General features: G+C 55.1%; 16 protein-coding genes, 1 tRNA gene and 1 pseudogene. 2 read left to right on the top strand and 16 right to left on the bottom strand.

All coding sequences use genetic code 11. From position 1 onward, the window contains the following. Positions 1-6 precede the first annotated feature (6 nt). From HA48_RS09790 to mltB, 9 genes and pseudogenes are all read right to left on the bottom strand, one after another. Positions 7-99: transfer RNA gene (locus HA48_RS09790), tRNA-Ser, on the bottom strand. A 304-nt stretch (positions 100-403) separates the two neighbouring features. Then, on the bottom strand, positions 404-589 hold the full coding sequence (gene csrA, locus HA48_RS09785) for a carbon storage regulator CsrA (RefSeq protein WP_128601008.1): 186 nt from the start codon (positions 587-589) through the stop codon (positions 404-406). A 251-nt stretch (positions 590-840) separates the two neighbouring features. After that, positions 841-3,468 (bottom strand): alanine--tRNA ligase, encoded by a 2,628-nt coding sequence (alaS, locus tag HA48_RS09780; RefSeq protein ID WP_128601006.1) that lies wholly within the window; start codon positions 3,466-3,468, stop codon positions 841-843. Positions 3,469-3,603: 135 nt separating this feature from the next. Then, positions 3,604-4,119 carry a regulatory protein RecX gene (locus HA48_RS09775; protein ID WP_244182825.1) on the bottom strand — a complete coding sequence of 172 codons (516 nt, stop codon included), beginning with the start codon at positions 4,117-4,119 and terminating at the stop codon, positions 3,604-3,606. A 110-nt stretch (positions 4,120-4,229) separates the two neighbouring features. Then, a complete protein-coding gene (gene recA, locus HA48_RS09770; RefSeq protein WP_128601004.1) occupies positions 4,230-5,300 on the bottom strand; it encodes a recombinase RecA in 1,071 nt (356 codons plus the stop codon). Positions 5,301-5,393: 93 nt separating this feature from the next. Beyond that, entirely contained in the window at positions 5,394-5,888 is a 495-nt protein-coding gene (gene pncC / locus HA48_RS09765) for a nicotinamide-nucleotide amidase (RefSeq protein ID WP_128601002.1), read from the bottom strand. Positions 5,889-5,994: 106 nt separating this feature from the next. After that, positions 5,995-6,773: pseudogene (gene tam / locus HA48_RS09760) on the bottom strand (trans-aconitate 2-methyltransferase). A gap of 189 nt (positions 6,774-6,962) precedes the next feature. Beyond that, a complete protein-coding gene (locus tag HA48_RS09755) occupies positions 6,963-7,298 on the bottom strand; it encodes a zinc ribbon domain-containing protein YjdM (protein ID WP_128600999.1) in 336 nt (111 codons plus the stop codon). A gap of 86 nt (positions 7,299-7,384) precedes the next feature. Further along, a complete protein-coding gene (gene mltB / locus HA48_RS09750; RefSeq protein WP_128600996.1) occupies positions 7,385-8,467 on the bottom strand; it encodes a lytic murein transglycosylase B in 1,083 nt (360 codons plus the stop codon). A gap of 360 nt (positions 8,468-8,827) precedes the next feature. Here mltB and mutS point away from each other — a divergent pair, with 360 nt between their 5' ends. Continuing rightward, a complete protein-coding gene (gene mutS / locus HA48_RS09745; protein ID WP_128601013.1) occupies positions 8,828-11,371 on the top strand; it encodes a DNA mismatch repair protein MutS in 2,544 nt (847 codons plus the stop codon). Between the two features lie 108 nt (positions 11,372-11,479). Here mutS and rpoS read toward each other — a convergent pair whose 3' ends face one another. The 3 genes from rpoS to HA48_RS09730 form a co-directional block, all read right to left on the bottom strand. Further along, positions 11,480-12,472 carry an RNA polymerase sigma factor RpoS gene (gene rpoS, locus HA48_RS09740; RefSeq protein ID WP_021507339.1) on the bottom strand — a complete coding sequence of 331 codons (993 nt, stop codon included), beginning with the start codon at positions 12,470-12,472 and terminating at the stop codon, positions 11,480-11,482. Between the two features lie 51 nt (positions 12,473-12,523). Then, positions 12,524-13,657 (bottom strand): murein hydrolase activator NlpD, encoded by a 1,134-nt coding sequence (gene nlpD, locus HA48_RS09735; protein WP_128600994.1) that lies wholly within the window; start codon positions 13,655-13,657, stop codon positions 12,524-12,526. A 166-nt stretch (positions 13,658-13,823) separates the two neighbouring features. After that, positions 13,824-14,450, bottom strand: coding sequence for a protein-L-isoaspartate(D-aspartate) O-methyltransferase (locus tag HA48_RS09730; protein WP_128600991.1), 627 nt, complete (start codon positions 14,448-14,450; stop codon positions 13,824-13,826). On the opposite strand from HA48_RS09730, the gene HA48_RS09725 reads away from it, so the two are divergent. After that, on the top strand, positions 14,434-14,619 hold the full coding sequence (locus tag HA48_RS09725) for a hypothetical protein (protein ID WP_128600988.1): 186 nt from the start codon (positions 14,434-14,436) through the stop codon (positions 14,617-14,619). The genes HA48_RS09730 and HA48_RS09725 overlap by 17 nt on opposite strands. Before the next feature lie 214 nt (positions 14,620-14,833). On the opposite strand, the gene HA48_RS09720 is transcribed toward HA48_RS09725, so the two are convergent. From HA48_RS09720 to HA48_RS09705, 4 genes are all read right to left on the bottom strand, one after another. Further along, positions 14,834-16,678 (bottom strand): glycoside hydrolase family 9 protein, encoded by a 1,845-nt coding sequence (locus HA48_RS09720; RefSeq protein WP_128600986.1) that lies wholly within the window; start codon positions 16,676-16,678, stop codon positions 14,834-14,836. A 27-nt stretch (positions 16,679-16,705) separates the two neighbouring features. Further along, the gene (locus tag HA48_RS09715) at positions 16,706-18,085 is read right to left on the bottom strand and encodes an OprD family outer membrane porin (protein ID WP_128600983.1); all 1,380 of its coding nucleotides are present in this window, start codon (positions 18,083-18,085) and stop codon (positions 16,706-16,708) included. Between the two features lie 80 nt (positions 18,086-18,165). Continuing rightward, entirely contained in the window at positions 18,166-19,533 is a 1,368-nt protein-coding gene (locus HA48_RS09710; RefSeq protein ID WP_128600981.1) for a PTS transporter subunit EIIC, read from the bottom strand. A 30-nt stretch (positions 19,534-19,563) separates the two neighbouring features. After that, positions 19,564-20,634 (bottom strand): SIS domain-containing protein, encoded by a 1,071-nt coding sequence (locus HA48_RS09705; protein WP_128600978.1) that lies wholly within the window; start codon positions 20,632-20,634, stop codon positions 19,564-19,566.

Here is a 20,634-nt window from a genome sequence, read left to right as displayed (position 1 = left end):
CGGAAATGGCGGTGAGGCGGGGATTCGAACCCCGGATGCAGCTTTTGACCGCATACTCCCTTAGCAGGGGAGCGCCTTCAGCCTCTCGGCCACCTCACCATACGCGTTCTTCCGAACTGCGCTTCTGAACTTTGTTTCCGCTCATCGGCACTGCGTGGCGCACATATTACTTTCCCGGACTTATAAGTCAAACAATTTTTCCCGACTTTTTCTTCACAAGTGTTTGATTGCACAAATGACGCGCAATACGGATGTTTTGGCAACAAAAAGAGTGATTAATCAACAGCGGGTGCGCGTTGCAGTTAACAAAATAGCGAGAAAGAGGGAAAGAGTGATGAGGGGCAAAATAGCAGCGTACAGCAAAAAAGGTAGCGCCTCGCTGTGGAGCGAGGCGCTGAATACGTTAGTAACTCGAAGTTTGCGTTTTCTCAGCCTGTATACGCTGGTAGATCTCTTCGCGATGTACAGAAACTTCTTTAGGCGCATTAACGCCAATACGGACCTGGTTACCTTTAACACCCAGCACCGTTACAGTTACCTCATCGCCAATCATGAGGGTTTCACCAACTCGACGAGTTAGAATAAGCATTCTTTGCTCCTTGAAAGATTAAAAGAGTCGGGCCTGTTCGGTCTCCCGGCCATATCCATCATATAACGCTGAACAATGCCTATGACAATTACACGATTGTGCTTTGTCACGCCAATACATTCTGCTGATAGTTAGTTTAGCCGAAATACACTACATCAACCGGACTTTGTCGTTACCTGGTGCTGCACATCGCGTTAAAAAGCGCCGGAACAACTGTCCCGGCGCTCTTCACGATGTTTAGTTTTATTTCGTTACAGTCGGTTACTCACCCAGTCCTGTACGCCAGCCAGCGCGCCAGCCAGAGCCTGCGGGTTCGTTCCACCAGCCTGTGCCATATCAGGACGTCCGCCACCTTTACCGCCAACCTGCGCCGCCAGTTCGCCAATCAGCTCACCCGCCTTAACGCGATCGGTCAGATCTTTGGTGACACCGGCAATCAGTGACACTTTGCCTTCAGCAACGGTTGCCAGCACGATAATGGCTGAACCGAGCTGATTCTTCAGATCGTCCATCATCGTACGCAGCATTTTCGGCTCGACATTGCTGAGTTCACTTACCAGCAGTTTCGTGCCTTTAACGTCAACGGCTTTGCTACTCAGTGAAGCGCTCTCCTGCGCCGCTTGCTGATCGCGCAGCTGTTGCAGTTCTTTTTCCAGTGCGCGCACGTTATCAACCAATCCGCGTACTTTTTCATTCAGGTTGCTGCTGTTGGCTTTAACCACCTGCGCAATCTCTGCAAGCTGGTCGCTCTGCGCATGCAGTTGAGCAATAGCCGCCTCACCCGTCAGCGCTTCGATACGGCGTATGCCCGCTGCGGTACCCGCTTCTGACTGAATACGGAACAGGCCGATATCCCCGGTGCGCGCAGCGTGGGTACCGCCACACAGCTCCACAGAGTACTCGCCCATGCTCACTACGCGGACTTGCTGCTCATACTTCTCGCCAAACAGCGCCATGGCACCACGCGCTTTTGCCTCTTCAAGATCCATTACCTCGGTCTGAATAAGCAGGTTGCGACGAATCTGTGCGTTAACGATATCTTCAACTTCGCGAATCTGCTGTGGCTTCATCGCCTCATTATGTGAGAAGTCAAAGCGCAGATATTTGTCGTTGTTCAGTGAGCCTTTCTGACCAACATGATCGCCCAATACTTCACGCAGCGCTTCATGCATCAGGTGCGTTGCCGAGTGGTTCAGCACGATGCGTGCGCGACGCTCTGCATTGACCTGGGCATGCAGGCTATCACCAATGCGTAGCTCACCGTGGTTCAGCTTACCGATATGACCGAACGCTTTGCCATACTTTTGCGTATCCAGCACGCTAAATTCAGCATTTTTCCCGGTCAGAACGCCGGTGTCGCCGACCTGGCCGCCTGATTCACCGTAGAACGGCGTTTCATTCAGGATCACTACGGCATCCTGCCCGGCTTTTACCTGCTCAACCTGCTGCCCGTCAACGAACAGTGCCTGCACGGTCGCTTCCAGTTGCAGATGGTCATAGCCTTTAAAATTAGTCGCCGAATCGAAGCGAATGACGCTGTTATAATCAGCGCCGAAACCGCTGGCTTCACGCGCACGCTGGCGCTGCTGTTCCATTGCGGCCTCAAAGCCCGCTTCATCAATCTTCAGATCGCGCTCGCGGCACACGTCCGCCGTTAAATCAGCCGGGAAGCCAAACGTATCGTACAGGCGGAATACGGTTTCACCATCCAGCGTATCGCCCTTCAGATTGGCCAGCTCCTCATCCAGCAGCGCCAGGCCGCGTTCCAGCGTTCTGGCAAACTGCTCTTCTTCAGTTTTCAGCGCGTTTTCAACGTGCGTCTGCTGACGCTTCAGATCATCACCAGCCGCCCCCATCACCTCAATCAGTGGCGCAACCAGTTTGTAGAAGAACGCCTCTTTGGCACCCAGCATATTCCCGTGGCGCACCGCGCGACGAATGATACGGCGCAGCACGTAGCCACGGTTCTCATTCGATGGGGTGACGCCATCGGCAATCAGGAAGGCACATGAGCGGATGTGGTCAGCAATAACGCGCAGCGACTTATTGTTCAGATCGGTAGCACCGGTTACCTGCGCCACCGCTTTGATCAGTTTGGCAAACAGATCGATTTCATAGTTGGAGTTAACGTGCTGCAGAACGGCAGCAATGCGCTCGAGACCCATACCGGTATCAACAGAGGGCTTTGGCAGCGGCTCCATGGTGCCGTCGGCCTGACGGTTGAACTGCATGAAGACGATATTCCAAATCTCAATGTAGCGATCGCCATCCTCTTCCGGGCTGCCTGGCGGGCCTCCCCAGATATGGTCACCGTGATCATAGAAGATTTCGGTGCACGGGCCGCAAGGGCCAGTATCACCCATCTGCCAGAAGTTATCGGAAGCGTAGGCGCTGCCTTTGTTATCGCCGATGCGGATAATACGCTCGCGTGGCACACCAATATCGTTGGCCCAGATTTCGAAAGCTTCATCGTCGGTTTCGTAAACGGTAACCCACAGACGCTCTTTCGGCAGCTTAAACCACTGCTCGCCCGTTAACAGTTCCCAGGCATAGGCAATCGCATCTTTTTTGAAGTAGTCGCCAAAGCTAAAGTTGCCCAGCATTTCAAAGAAGGTGTGGTGACGTGCTGTATAGCCGACGTTTTCCAAATCATTGTGCTTACCACCGGCACGCACACAACGTTGTGACGTGGTGGCACGCGCATAGTCGCGCTTATCCTGACCGAGGAAAACGTCTTTAAACTGCACCATGCCTGCGTTGGTAAACAGCAGCGTCGGGTCGTTGTTCGGTACGAGGGAGCTGCTGGCTACAACCTGATGTCCCTTGCTATGAAAAAAGTCGAGAAACGCTTGACGGATCTCAGCAGTGCTCTTGCTCATAAAATTCCTGGAATCACGCTAACGAACGTTCCTTTTCACTGGCAAACCCTATGCGTCCGGTCTGTCAGTGAGTGAGGAACAAAAAGTGGGAATAAGATAAATTTTCTTCAATGGGAAGTAAAATCACATCGCCTTTCAGTCATCAATATTTCTGAAAATTGCCTGAATATCTTCCATCATAAAGCCTTTCGACATCAGAAAACGCTGTACTTTGCTCTTCTCAGCCCAGGTCTGCGGTAGGGGCTCACCAAATTTACGCTTCGCAACGTCTGCTGCACACTGGCCCCAGTCAACATCGGTGTCATACAGCGCCTGCGTTATCTCCTCACGACTGATTCCTTTCTGTTGCAGCTCCATGCGCACCCGCTGCGGACCATACCCTTTGCGGGCACGGCTTTGAATAAAGCGTTCTGTAAAGCGCTGGTCGTTAAGCCAGCCATTTTCCTGACACCAGTCGAGCACCTTTTCCAGTAACTCTTCCGGGATGGGCACTGCCTCCTGCTGTTGCAGATAAGCCGCACGCTGGCTGGAGAGCTGTAGCTTACGTTTCAGCTCATCACGGCTGTGATCGCGCTGGGCCAGTATACGCATCGCGCGATCCAGTAAACGGGAAAACGTCGGCACGGGTGCCGCAGAGGGTGTTGATGACATAAGTTGAACCTTGTTATGGCAGAGGCGCAGAGTAAAGCAAGAAGGCGGAGAGAGAAAGCACTGGCGGGGGAAAAGCAAAACGGGAGCATCGCTGCTCCCGTTGGGGTGTATCAGAAATCTTCGTTGGTTTCGCTGGCAGCTTCGTAGTTGTCAGCAGCAGCCTTTGGTGCACCCGCTTCCTCAGTCGCGCCCGTCAATAGCATCTCACGCAGTTTGACGTCGATTTCATTGGCGATGACTGGGTTCTCTTTCAGGAAGTTCGTCGCGTTCGCTTTACCCTGTCCGATTTTGTCACCGTTGTAGCTGTACCACGCACCGGCTTTCTCCACCAGCTTGTGCTTCACGCCCAGATCAACCAGTTCGCCAAAGGTGTTGATACCTTCGCCATACATGATCTGGAATTCAGCCTGCTTAAACGGCGCAGCCACTTTGTTTTTCACCACTTTCACGCGGGTTTCGCTGCCCACCACTTCATCACCCTCTTTAATCGCGCCGATACGACGGATATCCAGACGGACAGAGGCGTAGAACTTCAGCGCGTTACCACCCGTTGTGGTTTCAGGGTTACCGAACATCACACCAATCTTCATACGAATCTGGTTGATGAAGATCAGCAGCGTGTTGGACTGCTTCAGGTTACCGGCCAGCTTACGCATTGCCTGGCTCATCATACGCGCCGCCAGGCCCATATGTGAGTCACCAATTTCACCTTCGATTTCTGCTTTTGGCGTCAGCGCAGCAACGGAGTCAACGATAATCACGTCAACCGCACCAGAGCGCGCCAGCGCATCACAGATTTCCAGCGCCTGCTCACCGGTATCCGGCTGTGAACACAGCAGATTATCGATATCCACGCCCAGCTTTTTCGCATAGACCGGATCCAGCGCGTGCTCGGCATCAATGAAGGCACAGGTTTTGCCTTTACGCTGTGCAGCCGCGATGACCTGCAGCGTCAGCGTGGTTTTACCTGATGACTCTGGCCCGTAGATTTCTACAATACGGCCCATCGGCAGGCCACCCGCGCCCAGCGCGATGTCCAGCGACAGGGAGCCGGTAGAGATGGTTTCAACATCCATCGAGCGGTCTTCACCCAGGCGCATGATGGAGCCTTTACCAAATTGTTTCTCAATCTGGCCCAGCGCGGCAGCTAAAGCCTTCTGTTTGTTCTCGTCAATCGCCATTTACACTCCTAATCATGCCGGGTGAGCTGACATCGTGTATGTCTGCCCGTTCTGTTGGTGCTAATTATACTGTATAGTCATACAGTATCAAGCTTAATTTATCAGAAATTCATCAAGGAGTAATTGCAGGGCAAAGCCAACTGACTGACGCCGAACCGCCTCACGATCGCCTGCAAAAACCTGGCACTGCGTAACCACTTTTTCATGCGGCCCGGCTATGGCAAACCATACTGTGCCCACCGGTTTTTCATCGGTGCCGCCGTCTGGTCCTGCAACCCCGCTGACCGCAATACCAAACTGCGCATGCGCCGCTTTACAGGCCCCCGCTGCCATCTCACGCACGGTTTGCTCGCTGACAGCGCCATGTTGTGCCAGCGTAGCGGCCAGAACGCCTACCATTTGCTGTTTGGCTTCATTACTGTAGGTCACAAAACCGCGTTCAAACCACGCCGAACTGCCGCTGATATCCGTAAACACTTTAGCGATCCAGCCGCCGGTACAGGACTCCGCTGCCGTGACCGTCGCCTGATGCTGTTTAAGCACCTCACCAATACGGCTGCTTAACGCCTGTAGCTGTGCATCGTTCATCGCTGTTCGCCCTCTCCTGTTATGGCGCTTCACGTTAGCAGTAAATGGTATGGCATGCGGGCCTTTTCAACCACCAGCCTTCGATTTTGCGCAGTGTATTCCAGCATTAACCACGCGTTTTCACAGCGACAATAAACAGACGCGGGAAAGCCAGCAGAACCTGCCCATCACTGCGTGCCGGGTACGCAGAAAGCAGCGCCTGATGGTAATCACGCAAAAAATCGGCCTGCTGATTGTCATCCAGCGCGGCAAGGAAAGGACGCAATCCGGTAGCACTCAGCCATGAAATAATAGCCTGTGCATCGGCCATTGGGTGGTAATAGGTGGTACGCCAGATATCCACCTGACAGCCTGCCTCACTAAGAAGATCATAGTACTGATTGGTGGAAAGCAGGCGTTTGCGATCGGCTATTTGCGCTGAGATAAGGGGTTGCCAGCGCGAGGTTGCTGCGACTTCACGCATCAGCCGATGGGAGGGCTCGTCAAGGTTATCCGGCATTTGTATGGCCAGCGCGCCGCCAGCGGCAAGCTGCTCAACCAGATGCGGCAGCAACGTATCATGTCCGGTAAGCCATTGCAGTGAAGCATTAGCATAAATCAGCTGCTGCGGTTGCTCAGCCTGCCAGGTACGAATATCGGCGTGCTGAAAATGGCAGCCTGGCAGACGCTCACGTGCCTGCTCCAGCATTGCCTCAGAGCTGTCGAGTCCGGTTACCTCTGCCTGGGGCCATTGCTGAACCAGCAGCTCAGTGCTGTTACCGGGCCCGCAGCCAGATCGGTCGCGGTGCCTACGTCTTTAAGCGGAACACGCTCCAGTAACTCGCGAGCCGGACGCGTCCGCTCTGATTCAAACTGACGATATAGCCCGGGATTCCAGTCTTGCATGGCAATGCTCCTGTCTTGTCGAGAGAGCCACACACTACCTCTTTTTTAGCGGGTGATGCGAAGGGAAAAGTGCGATGGCGTATCCGGCAGATGCAAGCAACGGACATCTGCATCGGGATAGCAGCGGGAGAAAAGAATCAAAAGCCAGGCGTAGCGATCTGCGCAGGACGGCATACGGCCGCCCTGCCCTTAGCTCTTTTTCACAAACTCAGATTTCAGCTTCATCGGGCCAAAACCCTCGATCTTGCAGTCGATATTGTGATCGCCTTCGACCAGACGGATCCCTTTCACTTTGGTCCCTATTTTCAGGGTTGAGGAGCTGCCTTTAACCTTGAGATCCTTCACCACGGTGACATTATCTCCATCAGCCAGCAGATTGCCGTTAGCATCACGTACAATCAGGCTGTCGCCGGCATCCGCCGCGCTTGCGGACCAGATATGACCACATGACGGGCAGTTCAGATTATCGCCATCTTGCCAGGTGTAATCGGCCTGGCAGGCAGGACAGACAGGTAAAGTACTCATAAGCGCTCCTCAGCGATCGGGATGCGATGAAGATGACACCGCAAAAGGGGCGCCATCTTATACCCTTATACTTTATAAGGACAGAGCTAAAGCATATTGCCCTGACGCGCTTTCGCCACGGCTTCGCCCAGCTGCCACACCGCCATCGCATAGTGGGTGCTATGGTTGTAGCGTGTGATCACATAGAAGTTAGGCAAGCCATACCAGTACTGATAACTGGTACCCAGATCCAGCCGCAGCAGGCTGGCCTGATCGTTCCCCTCAAGAGAACCCTGCGGCGTGAGGCCGCTTGCCGTCAACGTACTCACCGGATAACGGGTTTTGAAACCATTTTCCAGAGCCGGTGCCTGACCGCTGGCCGGAACCGCTACCGTCTGCCCCGCGCGCCAGCCGTGCGCTTTAAAGTAGTTCGCTACGCTGCCAATGGCGTCCACCGGGTCCCACAAATTGATGTGTCCATCGCCATTGAAGTCGACCGCATACTGCTTATAGGAGGAGGGCATAAACTGCCCATAGCCCATCGCGCCGGCAAAAGAACCACGCAGATCGAGAGGATCATCCTGCTCGGTACGCGCCATCAGCAGGAAGGTTTCCAGCTCGCTACTGAAGTAAGCAGCACGACGCGGATAGCTAAAGGAGAGCGTTGCCAGCGCATCCAGTAAACGGGTTTTCCCCATAACGCGGCCCCAGCGCGTCTCCACACCGATGATGCCCACAATGATTTCCGGCGGCACGCCATATACCTGCTGCGCTCGCTGCAGTGCATCCTGGTACTGATTCCAGAAGGCTACGCCGTTTTGCACGTTATCGGGGGTAATGAATTTATTGCGGTAGCGAATCCATGCGCCGTTTGGTCCGGCCGGTGGCGTATAGGAAGGTGCCTGCTGATCCATCAAGCGCAAGACATAATCCAGCCGTTTAGCCTGGCCAATCACCGCGTGTAACTGCTCGCGGTTAAAACCATGCTTCGCGACCATCTGATCAATAAACTGTTCAGCCGCGGGATTACCGGCGAAATCGCCGAACATCGGCTGAATAGCATGGGAAGGTTCCAGCAGAAAACCGCCTTTAGGTGCAGGCACAACGGCGGCTTGCTGCTGAGGGGCAGGCTTACTGCTGCATGCAGCAAGCAGACAAATAAGCGGAAGAAGAGCAACCTTAAAACGCATCGGATATCCATCAGCCAGGTGAAATCAGAGGCGTTCATGGTAATCGTTCAACGCGGCGACTTACAGAGCAATATGTTAAATTCACGTCAGTTTTCATGCGTCTCAGCCTGTTACAGGGCAAATTTGCGAAACCGCTCCACACTTTGCTTTTTCCCGTAAAATTTACTTTTTACCGCTCTGCGCAATTTGCTATGGTCGGCAGCCATAAACGCCCGTGGCGGATGAAGGCAGTGCCGCAAAAATGGTAATATCTGCCCTTTCGTCACCTGTATGGTAACGGCACATCCAGGCTGTCATTAGCCAGCCTCCGGTTATGAAGAGTACATTCTGAGTGAGAACAAGATGAAAGGAGCAGAGCCAATGGACTTCAGCGCCCATACGCCCATGATGCAGCAGTACCTGCGACTGAAGGCCGATCATCCTGACATCCTGCTGTTTTATCGCATGGGCGATTTCTATGAGCTGTTTTATGACGATGCGAAACGCGCCTCACAGCTGCTGGAAATATCCCTGACCAAACGCGGCGCGTCAGCGGGTGAACCTATCCCTATGGCAGGCGTGCCTTACCACGCCGTGGAAGGTTATCTGGCCAAACTGGTACAACTGGGCGAGTCGGTAGCTATCTGCGAACAGATTGGCGATCCGGCACTCAGTAAAGGGCCGGTTGAGCGCAAAGTTGTGCGTATCGTGACGCCGGGAACCATCAGTGATGAAGCCCTGCTGCAGGAGCGTCAGGACAACCTGCTGGCGGCGATTTTCCAGAGCCAGCGCGGCTTCGGCTACGCAACGCTGGATATCAGCTCTGGCCGTTTCCGGCTGAGCGAGCCGGCCGATGCTGAAACCATGGCGGCAGAGTTGCAGCGCACCAATCCGGCAGAGCTGCTCTATCCCGAAGATTTACAGGCGATGACGCTGATCGATCAGCGGCGTGGCCTGCGCCGTCGTCCGCTGTGGGAGTTTGAGATCGACACCGCGCGCCAGCAGCTCAATTTGCAGTTTGGCACGCGTGATTTAAGCGGATTTGGCGTTGAACAGGCGCACCTCGCACTGCGTGCGGCTGGCTGCCTGCTGCAATATGTTAAGGATACGCAGCGCACCTCTTTGCCGCACATCCGCTCACTGAGCATGGAGCGCCAGCAGGATGGCGTGATCATGGATGCGGCAACGCGGCGTAATCTTGAAATCACGCAAAACCTTGCCGGCGGCACGGAAAATACGCTGGCTGCGGTGCTGGACCGAACCGTCACGCCAATGGGCAGCCGCATGCTGAAGCGCTGGCTGCATATGCCGCTGCGCGACGTGGCCACCATCAACCGCCGTCAGGACGCTATCGCTGAGTTGCAATCCCTTAGTGAGGAGTTGCAGCCGGTTCTGCGTCAGGTGGGCGATCTGGAACGCATTCTGGCGCGCCTGGCATTACGCACGGCGCGTCCGCGTGACCTGGCGCGCATGCGTCATGCGTTTCAGCAGCTGCCAGAGCTAAATAGCCAGCTGGAGGGGGTGACCGCAACGCAGCTGATCAATCTGCGCACGCAAATGGGTGATTTCAGTGATCTGCGCGCCCTTCTGGAGCAGGCCATTATTGAGTCGCCACCGGTGCTGGTGCGTGACGGCGGCGTCATTGCACCTGGCTATAACGCCGAGCTTGATGAGTGGCGTGCCCTGGCTGACGGCGCCAGTGACTATCTGGATCGCCTTGAGATCCGTGAACGTGAAAAGCTTGGACTGGATACGCTGAAGGTCGGTTTTAACGCAGTGCACGGTTACTATATTCAGGTCAGCAGAGGCCAGAGCCATCTGGTACCTATCCACTATGTTCGCCGTCAGACGCTGAAAAACGCCGAACGGTACATTATCCCTGAGCTGAAAGAGTACGAAGACAAGGTTCTGACCTCAAAAGGCAAAGCGCTGGCTTTGGAGAAAAGCCTGTACGATGAGCTGTTCGATAGACTGCTACCGCATCTGGAGGCGCTACAGCTCAGCGCGGCTGCACTGGCGGAACTGGATGTGCTCGCTAACCTGGCAGAACGCGCGTGGACGCTCAACTATTGCCGTCCGGTGTTGCAGGAGAAAGCAGGGATCCGTATTACCGCTGGCCGCCATCCCGTCGTGGAACAGGTACTCAAAGAGCCGTTCATCGCTAATCCGCTGGCGCTCTCTATGCAGCGTCGCATGCTGATCATCACCGGGCCGAACATGGGCGGTAAAAGCACCTACATGCGCCAGACCGCGCTGATTGCGCTCATGGCGTGGATTGGCAGCTACGTACCGGCAGAAGAGACCGTTATTGGCCCTGTCGACCGCATCTTTACACGTGTGGGCGCCGCCGATGACCTGGCGTCAGGTCGCTCTACGTTCATGGTTGAAATGACGGAAACGGCTAATATCCTGCACAACGCCACGGAAAACAGCCTGGTGTTGATGGACGAAATTGGTCGCGGCACATCAACCTATGACGGCCTGTCGCTGGCCTGGGCCTGTGCCGAAAGCCTGGCGAATCGCATTAAAGCGATGACGCTGTTTGCCACGCACTATTTTGAACTGACTACCCTGCCGGAAAAACTGGAGGGCGTGGTAAACGTGCACCTTGATGCGGTTGAGCATGGCGATACGATTGCCTTCATGCACAGCGTACAGGACGGTGCTGCCAGCAAGAGCTACGGGCTGGCGGTCGCTGCGCTGGCGGGTGTACCGAAAGATGTGATTAAGCGTGCGCGCCATAAGTTAAAAGAGCTGGAAACGTTATCTGGCAGTTCCGCCACATCTACTGTCGAGGGCTCGCAGCTGCCGCTACTGGTGGCGGAGACGTCGCCGGCTGTGGATGCGCTGGAAGCGCTTGATCCGGATAGCCTGACGCCAAAACAGGCTCTGGAGTGGATCTATCGGCTGAAAACGCTGGTGTAATCCGGTCACCACGCAGAGCGCCCTCACCGCGCTCAGCGTGCTGCAACAGATAACTGAGGCAAAAAAAAAGGTGACCCAAGGGTCACCATTTTTATGCTCGGTTAATGCTTATTCGCGAAACAGTGCTTCGATATTCAGACCCTGAGTCTGCAGGATTTCCCGCAAACGACGCAGGCCTTCAACCTGAATCTGACGGACACGTTCACGGGTCAACCCGATTTCACGGCCTACATCTTCCAGCGTTGCCGCTTCATAGCCTAACAGGCCGAAACGACGCGCCAGCACTTCACGCTGCTTGGCATTCAGTTCAAACAGCCACTTAACGATGCTCTGTTTCATATCATCGTCTTGCGTGGTGTCTTCCGGGCCGTTGTCTTTCTCATCGGCCAGGATATCCAGCAGCGCTTTTTCGGAGTCTCCACCCAGTGGGGTGTCAACCGAGGTAATGCGCTCGTTAAGACGCAGCATACGGCTCACGTCATCAACGGGTTTGTCCAGCTGCTCGGCGATCTCTTCCGCACTCGGCTCATGATCAAGCTTGTGCGACAGTTCACGCGCGGTACGCAGGTAAACGTTCAGCTCTTTAACAATGTGAATCGGCAGACGAATAGTACGGGTTTGGTTCATGATTGCCCGTTCAATAGTCTGACGAATCCACCAGGTGGCGTAAGTTGAGAAGCGGAATCCACGTTCCGGGTCAAACTTCTCTACGGCACGAATCAGGCCGAGATTACCCTCTTCAATCAGGTCCAGCAGGGCCAGACCACGATTGCTATAACGACGGGCAATCTTCACCACCAGGCGTAAGTTACTCTCAATCATGCGGCGACGAGAAGGAATGTCACCTCGTAATGCGCGACGGGCGAAGAATACCTCTTCTTCCGCCGTTAACAGTGGTGAATAACCAATCTCTCCGAGGTACAGCTGCGTCGCATCTAAAACGCGTTGCGTCGCACCCTGTGACAACAACTCTTCTTCTGCTACTTCGTTATCACCAGGTTCGTTCTCAACGAGAGCCTTCTCATCAAAAACCTCAGCTCCGTTCTCCTCGAATTCCGCATCATCGTGTAACTCATTAACTTTCAGCGTATTCTGGCTCATAAGCGGCTCCTACCCGTGATCCAAGGGCAGAACACCAAAGGTTCTGCCGGATTATCGCTGCGGTAAATAACGCAACGGGTTTACGGATTTCCCCTTGTAACGAATTTCAAAGTGTAATCTTACGGAACTGGTTCCGGTGCTACCCATGGTAGCGATTTTTTGCCCCGCCTTAACTTCCTGTTGTTCCCGAACCAGCATGGTATCGTTGTGGGCGTAGGCGCTCAGGTAGTCATCATTGTGTTTGATGATGATTAAATTACCGTACCCACGGAGCGCGTTGCCTGCGTACACCACCCTTCCTGAAGCAGTAGCGACAACAGGTTGTCCACGCGACCCGGCGATATCGACACCTTTATTTCCGCCTTCCGCAGCGGAGAAGTTATCGATGATCTTCCCATCAGTCGGCCAACGCCAGCTTCCCACTGGCGTTGAGCTGTTAGTCGTGCTGCTGACTGTAGGCGGTGCGGTAACCGGAGCTGTGGTCGTTGCCACATTATTTGCCCCTTTCGACGGCAGCATTTTCCCGCCTGTCGAACCCGAATCATCAGAATACGTAATAACAGGTTGCTGTGCAACAGGGGTGGATTTAATTTGCGTCTGGGTATTTGTCCCAGGCACTCCACCCTGGCTTGCATCCGCTGCGGTTATTGCGTTGCCACCGGTGATCGTCTGGCCATTACCGTTACCCACCTGCAGGGTTTGTCCGGCTGTAAGGCCATACGGTGCCTGAATATTGTTGCGCTGCGCCAGGTCGCGGAAGTCGTTGCCGGTTATCCAGGCAATATAGAACAGGGTATCGCCGCGTTTGACGGTATAAGTCTCGCCACCGTAGCTTCCTTTCGGAATATTCCCATAATTGCGGTTGTACACAATGCGACCATTTTCCGTGACCACATTATTATTGGTACTAACCATTCCGCCAGAGGCTGGCGCCGATGCTGTATTGCTGCTTAACATTCCACCGCGTGGCATTGCCGGTACGGTGCTGTTTTGCGAGGAGAGCATACCGCCACTCGGTACACCGCCACCTGATGCCGGAGCCATGCCGCTATCGGCGTTATTACTGCCAACCTGGCTAATAGGTGCCTGGGTATTATCGCCAGAGCTACAGCCTGCCAGCCAAAAACTCACCAGTGAAAGTGCCGCCAGACGGCGTAATTGAAATACTGTGCTTCCCGTGCTCATTGATCCCCCGTGATGGCAATCCTGGATAAAACTGTGTAACAGCTGTCACCGCATTATTCACTGCCTGAAACGGCATAAGCGGTCTTTCGCGTTGATTAACAAGGATAGTAACAATATCAACTGCGCCATGCCACGTAACGATTGTGAAGAAATACGTAGCTACCGCTTACGCCAGGTCACCCTGAACCAGCGGTACAAAACGCACTGGCTCAATAATCTCTTCAATAATTTCATGGCCCTGACGCCGTAAGCGCTTCAGCACCTGCTGATCCTCGCCAACCGGCAGCACCATTTTGCCGCCTTCGCCCAACTGCGCTATCAGCGCAGTCGGAATTTCAGGAGGCGCAGCGGTAACAATAATGGCATCAAACGGACCGCGTGCAGCCCATCCCTGCCAGCCATCACCGTGTCGGGTGGAGATATTGTGCAGATCGAGCTGCTTCAGGCGGCGCTTAGCCTGCCACTGCAGCCCTTTGATACGTTCAACGGAGTAAACGTGATTGACCAGATGCGCCAGAATAGCGGTCTGATAGCCGGAGCCGGTGCCAATTTCCAGCACGCGTGATTCCGGATTGAGCTCCAGCAGCGCTGTCATTCGCGCCACCATGTAAGGCTGTGAGATGGTTTGCCCGTTACCGATAGGCAGCGCGACATTCTCCCAGGCTTTGTGCTCAAATGCCTCGTCGATAAAGCGTTCGCGCGGTACATCTGCGATCGCTTTCAGCAGATATTCATCGTCAATCCCCTGCGCACGCAGCTGCGCCAGAAGCGTCTCGATGCGCCGATTCACCATGCCAGCGTGCCTCAGCCGGTTGCGCAGCCAGCAGAACAGCAGCACCGCGCTGAGCGTACTGACGTGCGACAGCCTGTACCGCCGCAAACGTATGTCGTGCGCGGTGAGCATGAGTTCCACCATGGTTGCTGAGCCGTATCCGCATCTGTTCCTGACCTTTATTCATTAACCGGCCTTTACCCGCCAGACTGCGCCAAAATAGCACCGGCTATGGCGCATTCAGGAGGAGACTGGTAGCACAAGGATGTTTGCATTCTAGCGGTGAGGCGCAGGAAGTGGTAGGCGTAAATCACGCAACTGCGGGCATTTGCCGCAACAATACGCGATCAAAGGTTGCAGCAGAAACAAAAATGCCCGGCCATAAAGCCGGGCAAACGTGACGATCAGATGCGGTCCGGCAAACTTACCGCATACAGATACCAGGCAGAATGTGGCAGCCAACCTTCCGCCCAGCGCCAGTCATCATCTTTGCGCGTCACGGCATACCCTTCGTCAAAAGCGATGCCGTCTGCTACCTGGTCCGACGCACCCGTAATACCGTTCACAATACCCCCCGGCAGCGTCGTGTATTTCCATGAGTTAAAGAAGAGATAGCTGATGTGCCGGTAGCCGCTGCCGGTCAACATACTGACATCAAACGGGTTACTACCGAGGATCCAGTTAAGCTGATCCCAGGCGTAGCTTCGCAGCTGTTGCGTAAAGGCTCTGTCATCAGCAAACAGCGGCATTGCCTGCCGGGCTGCGGCAGCCAGCGAGGCGATGCGCGCATTTTCGCCCTGCCACCATGGCGCTGCTTCACTGTCGTGCGGGAAGAAGAAGCTGGTGCGTTTCGTACCATCTTTCAACTGAATCAACTGGCGCGCGTAGCCAAATGGATTAGACGTCTCTTTAGTGACGGCCAGCTCAAAGCCCAGCGAGCTTTTTACGGTTTGCCTGATTTTCGCCTGCTGATCCTGCGGCGCAATGCTGGCATATTCCAGTAGCGCAATCACGGGCAAACCCGCGTCAGAGGGATGGAAGAACGGGCGCTTGTTATTATCGGCACGCCAGTAATCCTGCCAGTTATCCAGCGTCACCAGGCGCGCCATCAGGTTTTGCGCGCGCTGCTGCGCCGCCTGCAGATACATTGCTTTGTGCGATGCACGATACAGTTCCGTTGCTGCCAGCAGCGCCGTGTAGTCATCAACGATGTTCTCTTTACCGTCGTTAACCATGCGCACATTGTTTTTCTGCAGGAAAGCAAAGGCGTCTTCGGCCGTCTGCAGATAGTGCTGGCGCGTAAAGTTTCCGTCATTCTCCATGGTGCTGGCCAGCGCCAGTGCGGCAATCGACATCCCCGCGCCGGATCGGAAGCTGGCCTGCCATGCCAGTGGCCCAACGGCTTCTTCTTCCACAATGGTTGAATCCGTATCCTTCTCTTTGATCTGTGTGCGCCAGTTAGGATTCGCAATCACCCGATCTTTTGCCAGTTTCTCTTTACCCGGCGAAGAGATCGCCTGGAAGAAAGATTCCCCCGGGCGTTTCATACGCACCAGGAAATCTGCACCGTACAAGCCTTCGTCCAGCATGCGCCGGCGATACTCGTCATAATTCTCATTGTGGCGCGCGCCAAGGTTTTGGTAACCCCGCAATAAACTCCATGCCACCAGCGGCGCCTGTTGAGGGTTGAAATAAGACGTCAGGTTTTGATGTGACAGGTGCACACCATAATCCCCGGTCGCATCGTACCAGCCACCATGCACATCAACGGTACCAGTGCCCGTTCCCGGAGGCAGCGGCAATCTGCGATCCGATTTATCAAACAGGCCTGTCACGCGCTGGCTCTTGAAGTAGGCGATGACGTCAGAGAGCGTATAGCGTTCCAGCAGATCGGCGCCGATGATAAACGGCCCGGAACGGACATCGCCGTCGCTGCTGGTGGTCTGCAGCACGTAGCGACCCGGCGTTTGCCAGCCGGAAAAATCGGCACGATAGAAGTGGCGATCGCCCCAGCCCTGCACTTCTTCCTGTGGCTGCAGTGTACCGTCCAGTACTGGCTGATTGGTTTCACTGTTAAGCAGTGTGAATTTTACCGGCGGCTTCGCGCGCGAATCGCCGGTTAACTGCACAATCGCGCTTTTTGGCGCGGCGACCTCATAACCCACCTGATTAATTAAAACGTGGGTTTCAGCATGGGCCAGCCCGGCCATCAGCAGCGCAACGCTGAGTGCGGTTAAACGAATCCTCATGGTCATCATCCTTAGTGTCGTGAGTGATTAAAACAGGCTAAAAGGGGCAATCATCAGGAACTTGATGTCCTTTTCATCCTGAAATACGTTGCCATAGCCACCGCCCCAGCTGGGGTTATCGCTATGGTTGTTGTATGCGGTGAGATGCAGTTTAAATACTGTGTCTCTGGCCCAACCGGACTGCACCTGCCACGCCACATCGCCACTGATCGCTCTCTCCGTCAGGCGCTGCTGCTGCGACCAGTCACCGCCGCGCGCGGGTTTACCGTCCCAGCCCCAGGCAAACGAGCCACCGACGCTAACGCCGGGCCAGACAATGTCGCTCAGATCGATCATCATGCTGGCAAACAGCGCTTTTTCGCCGTCGGCGTTAAAGTCAGAGCGTGAATCCCACCACATATCAATACGCCCTGCGGAGTTGGGATAGAGTGGCGTCATCGCTACGGTGTAGTAGCCCTGTTTTCCGGGTGCATGCACCAGGCTTCCTTCCAGCCGGAACCGGTAACGATCCACCTGATAGCCCAGCGTTAAGCCCTGCTGCCAGGCAAAGGTGTCGTAAACATCGTGGCGGCCTGTGCGATCGTGTGAACCATAAAATTGCCAGCTGGCGCTGAACGGGTTATCACCCAGCGTGGTCTGGCGTGCGGCTTTGGCGAAATACTTATCCAGATAGTGTGGCGATTCACCCCATGCCAGCTCCAGCGTATTGCCGTTTTTGAAGTCGTACTTGCCCCCCAGCGAGTGCAGGTAAGGGATACGCGTCTGGCGATCGATCTCGCGAAATTCGTACATTTTGCGATACCACGGTGCCTTATACTTATTGGCCCACATCCATGAGAGCGACAGCGCACCGGCAGCATCAAAGTCATATACAGCCCCCACTTCCGCCCCCTGATAAGTACCCGGCAGAAAACCCCACTGGGTACCGAGCAGCGTTTGCCCGGTTGGCTGAATGTAACCGGCGCGCAGCCAGTAATCACCGGCCCTCAGCTTCAACGCCGCACGGTAGAGATCAAGGCCGCTCCTCTCACCCACGCCACGGTCTTCCCACATTGAAGGCCCGTGACTGAAACTAATTTCGTTGGGATGGGCCGGGCTGCCTTCAAACAGATCCCATGTGGCAAAAGCAGCAACATCCACACCCGCGAAATCAGCCAGATAGCCAGACTGGTAGTCCAGCGCGCCCGTCAACGTGCTGTGGTGCAGATTGGTTTGATAGTGCTGATAGTGGTGACTGGCAGGATTGAGATCCTTACGTTCACGGTGGCGCTGCCAGTAATAGATGTTGCCATCCAGCTTGCTGTCTTCAATAAACCCTTGCGCCAGCGCTGTTGAAGGTGAGGCCCACAGCATGAGCGTCGCAAGCGGCAGCAGCGCCAGCGCTTTTCCCTGAATTAACGTCTTCATTATGTTTCCTTAAGATGCTCGCAGCCCTGCAGCAGTAGCCGCATAGCATTTCCCTGTTGTATGTTTAACGAAGCGGCGCGTCAGGCGCCTGAAGTATTCAACTGGCGCAGCGTCCAGCGGCCATATATCAGCGTCAGAATGAATGGGGTGAGGAAAGCCACGGTCATGGCCGCAACTTCGTAGATCATTTTTGATTCGGGGCCTTCAAATAACCCCAGCTCGAACACGTTCAGCACCGGTAAAAAACTATAGGTTTTCACCTGCAACCAGCCGGTAATACCGCCGCCCAGCGCGGCACCGACGCAGCCAAAAACAAACAGCATGCGGTATTTGAGGTTAACGCCATACAGCGCCGGCTCGGTGATGCCGAAAAAAGCTGACAATGAGGCTGAAATGGCGATCTGTCGATCGCGCAGGCTACGCGCAATGAAAATGGCACCCGCTACTGCGCCAAATTGCCCCATCACTGCCGACATAAACATTGCCATGATGGTGTCGTAACCCTGCACCTGAATATTGATCATCGCCAGCGGAATAATGCCCCAGTGCACGCCAAACACCACGAACAGCTGGCCTATACCCGCCAGTAGCGCACCGGAAATCATGGGACTGAGCTGATAAAGCGCGCTATAGCCGCGGGCAATACCGACGCCCGCATAATCCGCCAGCGGACCAATCACGGTGAAGACCACAAAACCGCAGATCAGCAGCGCCAGACAAGGCACAAAAACCAGTGCTGCCACCTCAGGGATCCATTGCTTAAGTCTGCGCTCGACCTTACTCAGCAGCAGCACGGCAAGAATGGCCGGAATCACTGCGCCGCCATAAATCTTCAGGCTGATACTCAAACCAAACAGAGAGAACTGCGCAGGCAGCTCGGGCTGCGTCAGAGGAAACACCATCGCCGCGGTCAGTGCCAGCGCCGTAAAGCGGCTGGCACCAAAGCGATCGGCAGCCGTAACGGCGATAAACAGCGGCAGAAAAACAAACACACCACTGGCAAGCGCGTTAAACATCGCAAACAGCAGATCGTCACGGCCAACCAGGCCCTGCGTCTGCAACAGCACCATGATGCCTTTGATGACCCCGATTCCGGCCAGCACGCCGATGTAAGGCGTAAAAATGGCCCCGAGCGTAGCCAGTACTCTTCCTGCGATGCCGCGCTCATCCGCACCGGGCTTCACGGCCTTGGTGACCGGAGTAGCATCCTGCTGCATCGCCATGTAGAGCTGTTCGACCTGCGGCCCCACAACCACCTGTAGCTGACCTGACGCGTTCACCACGCGGATGACACCCGGCAGACCGCTGATAGCCACGACATCAACCCGCGTTATGTCCCGTATTGTCAGGCGCAGGCGCGTCGCGCAGTGAGAAATGTGGCTGATGTTATCATCGCCGCCGACCTGTTCCCTGATAGCCTGCGCCAGCTTCACATAATCGATTTTCACAATTGTTATCTCTTTTTATCCCGCCCGACGTTAGTCGTAATCGCCTGGTTTGGTCTTGCTTTTCATCGACACACCAAAGTCCGTGAAAATGCGCTGCGGCAGGTTGTTTCCTTTCGCTTCTGCCGTGTGGTGCGCCAATATCTGGAACGGCACGACCATAAAGAGCGGCGCAATCCATTCGCTGACCTCGATCCCCAGCGCCAGCGTGCGTTCATCTTCACTTTCACCGGTACAGACACTCCAGACGTGCGGCGTCACACGCTGCTCGTACTGGCGCAGCAGCTGCAGGCGCTCGCGCACAGGCGCCTCCACATCCAGGAAGAACAGGCGGTGCTGTGGATTGATTTCGAAATAGGGACCGTGCATAAAGGCTTCCAGCTCAATGCCCTGCGACGGTACGCGCACAGTTTCGCTAAATTTGGTTTCCATCTCTTTGAGTACGCCAATCGCCGGGCCAAAACCAATCGCAATAAAGCGTGGTGCAGCGGTGAGATCGTCCTGCCAGCGCAACCAGAAGCGTTCGGTTCGCGCGATGATGTCCGGCAGTGCCGCGACGCCGCATTGCAGTTGCGCCAGCTCATGCTGCTCCTGCTCTGCGGTTAACAGCCCTTTCTGGCGCGCGCTATGGATGCCGATCAGCATTAACGTGAGGATGGTCGCCACATACCCTTTGGTCACGTAGCCGACGCGCTCTTCGCCGTTCATGATATCGACCGCGTGATCCACCGCCTGCGCCAGCGGGCTATGCATGCTGCCGGTAATGCCCCAGGTCTCAACTCCATGCTGCTGCTTCAGGGCGGTAATCGCTGCCAGCGTGGAGGTACTTTCACCGCTCTGCGAAATGGCGATCACCCGATCGGTCGCGGGATCCCACTGCTCGTAATGCTGGAAATGGAACGGCTCCTGCACGGTAATACGCACGCCAGTGAGCCGCTCAACATAATATTTGGCGCTGAGCGCGGCATTGATGCTTGACCCGGTTGCCAGTACCAGTACCGTTTTCGCCTCACCCAGCGCAGGTAATCCGTGTGGATAGCGCGCCAGAAGATTACCCAGTACTTCTGACTGTTGGTGAATGTAAGTCATCATGGTGGGCTTCAT

The sequence above is a fragment of the Pantoea wallisii genome, from assembly GCF_002095485.1.
In the GTDB taxonomy this organism is placed as follows: domain Bacteria; phylum Pseudomonadota; class Gammaproteobacteria; order Enterobacterales; family Enterobacteriaceae; genus Pantoea; species Pantoea wallisii.
The sequence above is the reverse complement of the archived record's forward strand: the minus strand, read 5'-3'. Positions and strand labels throughout refer to the sequence as shown.

What these genes read in the sequence shown, in the direction of transcription:
- csrA (WP_128601008.1), bottom strand. Translation starts at nt 589, where the DNA reads ATGCTTATTCTAACTCGTCGAGTTGGTGAAACCCTCATGATTGGCGAT.
- alaS (WP_128601006.1), bottom strand. Translation starts at nt 3,468, where the DNA reads ATGAGCAAGAGCACTGCTGAGATCCGTCAAGCGTTTCTCGACTTTTTT.
- HA48_RS09775 (WP_244182825.1), bottom strand. Translation starts at nt 4,119, where the DNA reads ATGTCATCAACACCCTCTGCGGCACCCGTGCCGACGTTTTCCCGTTTA.
- recA (WP_128601004.1), bottom strand. Translation starts at nt 5,300, where the DNA reads ATGGCGATTGACGAGAACAAACAGAAGGCTTTAGCTGCCGCGCTGGGC.
- pncC (WP_128601002.1), bottom strand. Translation starts at nt 5,888, where the DNA reads ATGAACGATGCACAGCTACAGGCGTTAAGCAGCCGTATTGGTGAGGTG.
- HA48_RS09755 (WP_128600999.1), bottom strand. Translation starts at nt 7,298, where the DNA reads ATGAGTACTTTACCTGTCTGTCCTGCCTGCCAGGCCGATTACACCTGG.
- mltB (WP_128600996.1), bottom strand. Translation starts at nt 8,467, where the DNA reads ATGCGTTTTAAGGTTGCTCTTCTTCCGCTTATTTGTCTGCTTGCTGCA.
- mutS (WP_128601013.1), top strand. Translation starts at nt 8,828, where the DNA reads ATGGACTTCAGCGCCCATACGCCCATGATGCAGCAGTACCTGCGACTG.
- rpoS (WP_021507339.1), bottom strand. Translation starts at nt 12,472, where the DNA reads ATGAGCCAGAATACGCTGAAAGTTAATGAGTTACACGATGATGCGGAA.
- nlpD (WP_128600994.1), bottom strand. Translation starts at nt 13,657, where the DNA reads ATGAGCACGGGAAGCACAGTATTTCAATTACGCCGTCTGGCGGCACTT.
- HA48_RS09725 (WP_128600988.1), top strand. Translation starts at nt 14,434, where the DNA reads ATGCGCCGATTCACCATGCCAGCGTGCCTCAGCCGGTTGCGCAGCCAG.
- HA48_RS09730 (WP_128600991.1), bottom strand. Translation starts at nt 14,450, where the DNA reads ATGGTGAATCGGCGCATCGAGACGCTTCTGGCGCAGCTGCGTGCGCAG.
- HA48_RS09720 (WP_128600986.1), bottom strand. Translation starts at nt 16,678, where the DNA reads ATGAGGATTCGTTTAACCGCACTCAGCGTTGCGCTGCTGATGGCCGGG.
- HA48_RS09715 (WP_128600983.1), bottom strand. Translation starts at nt 18,085, where the DNA reads ATGAAGACGTTAATTCAGGGAAAAGCGCTGGCGCTGCTGCCGCTTGCG.
- HA48_RS09705 (WP_128600978.1), bottom strand. Translation starts at nt 20,634, where the DNA reads ATGAAGCCCACCATGATGACTTACATTCACCAACAGTCAGAAGTACTG.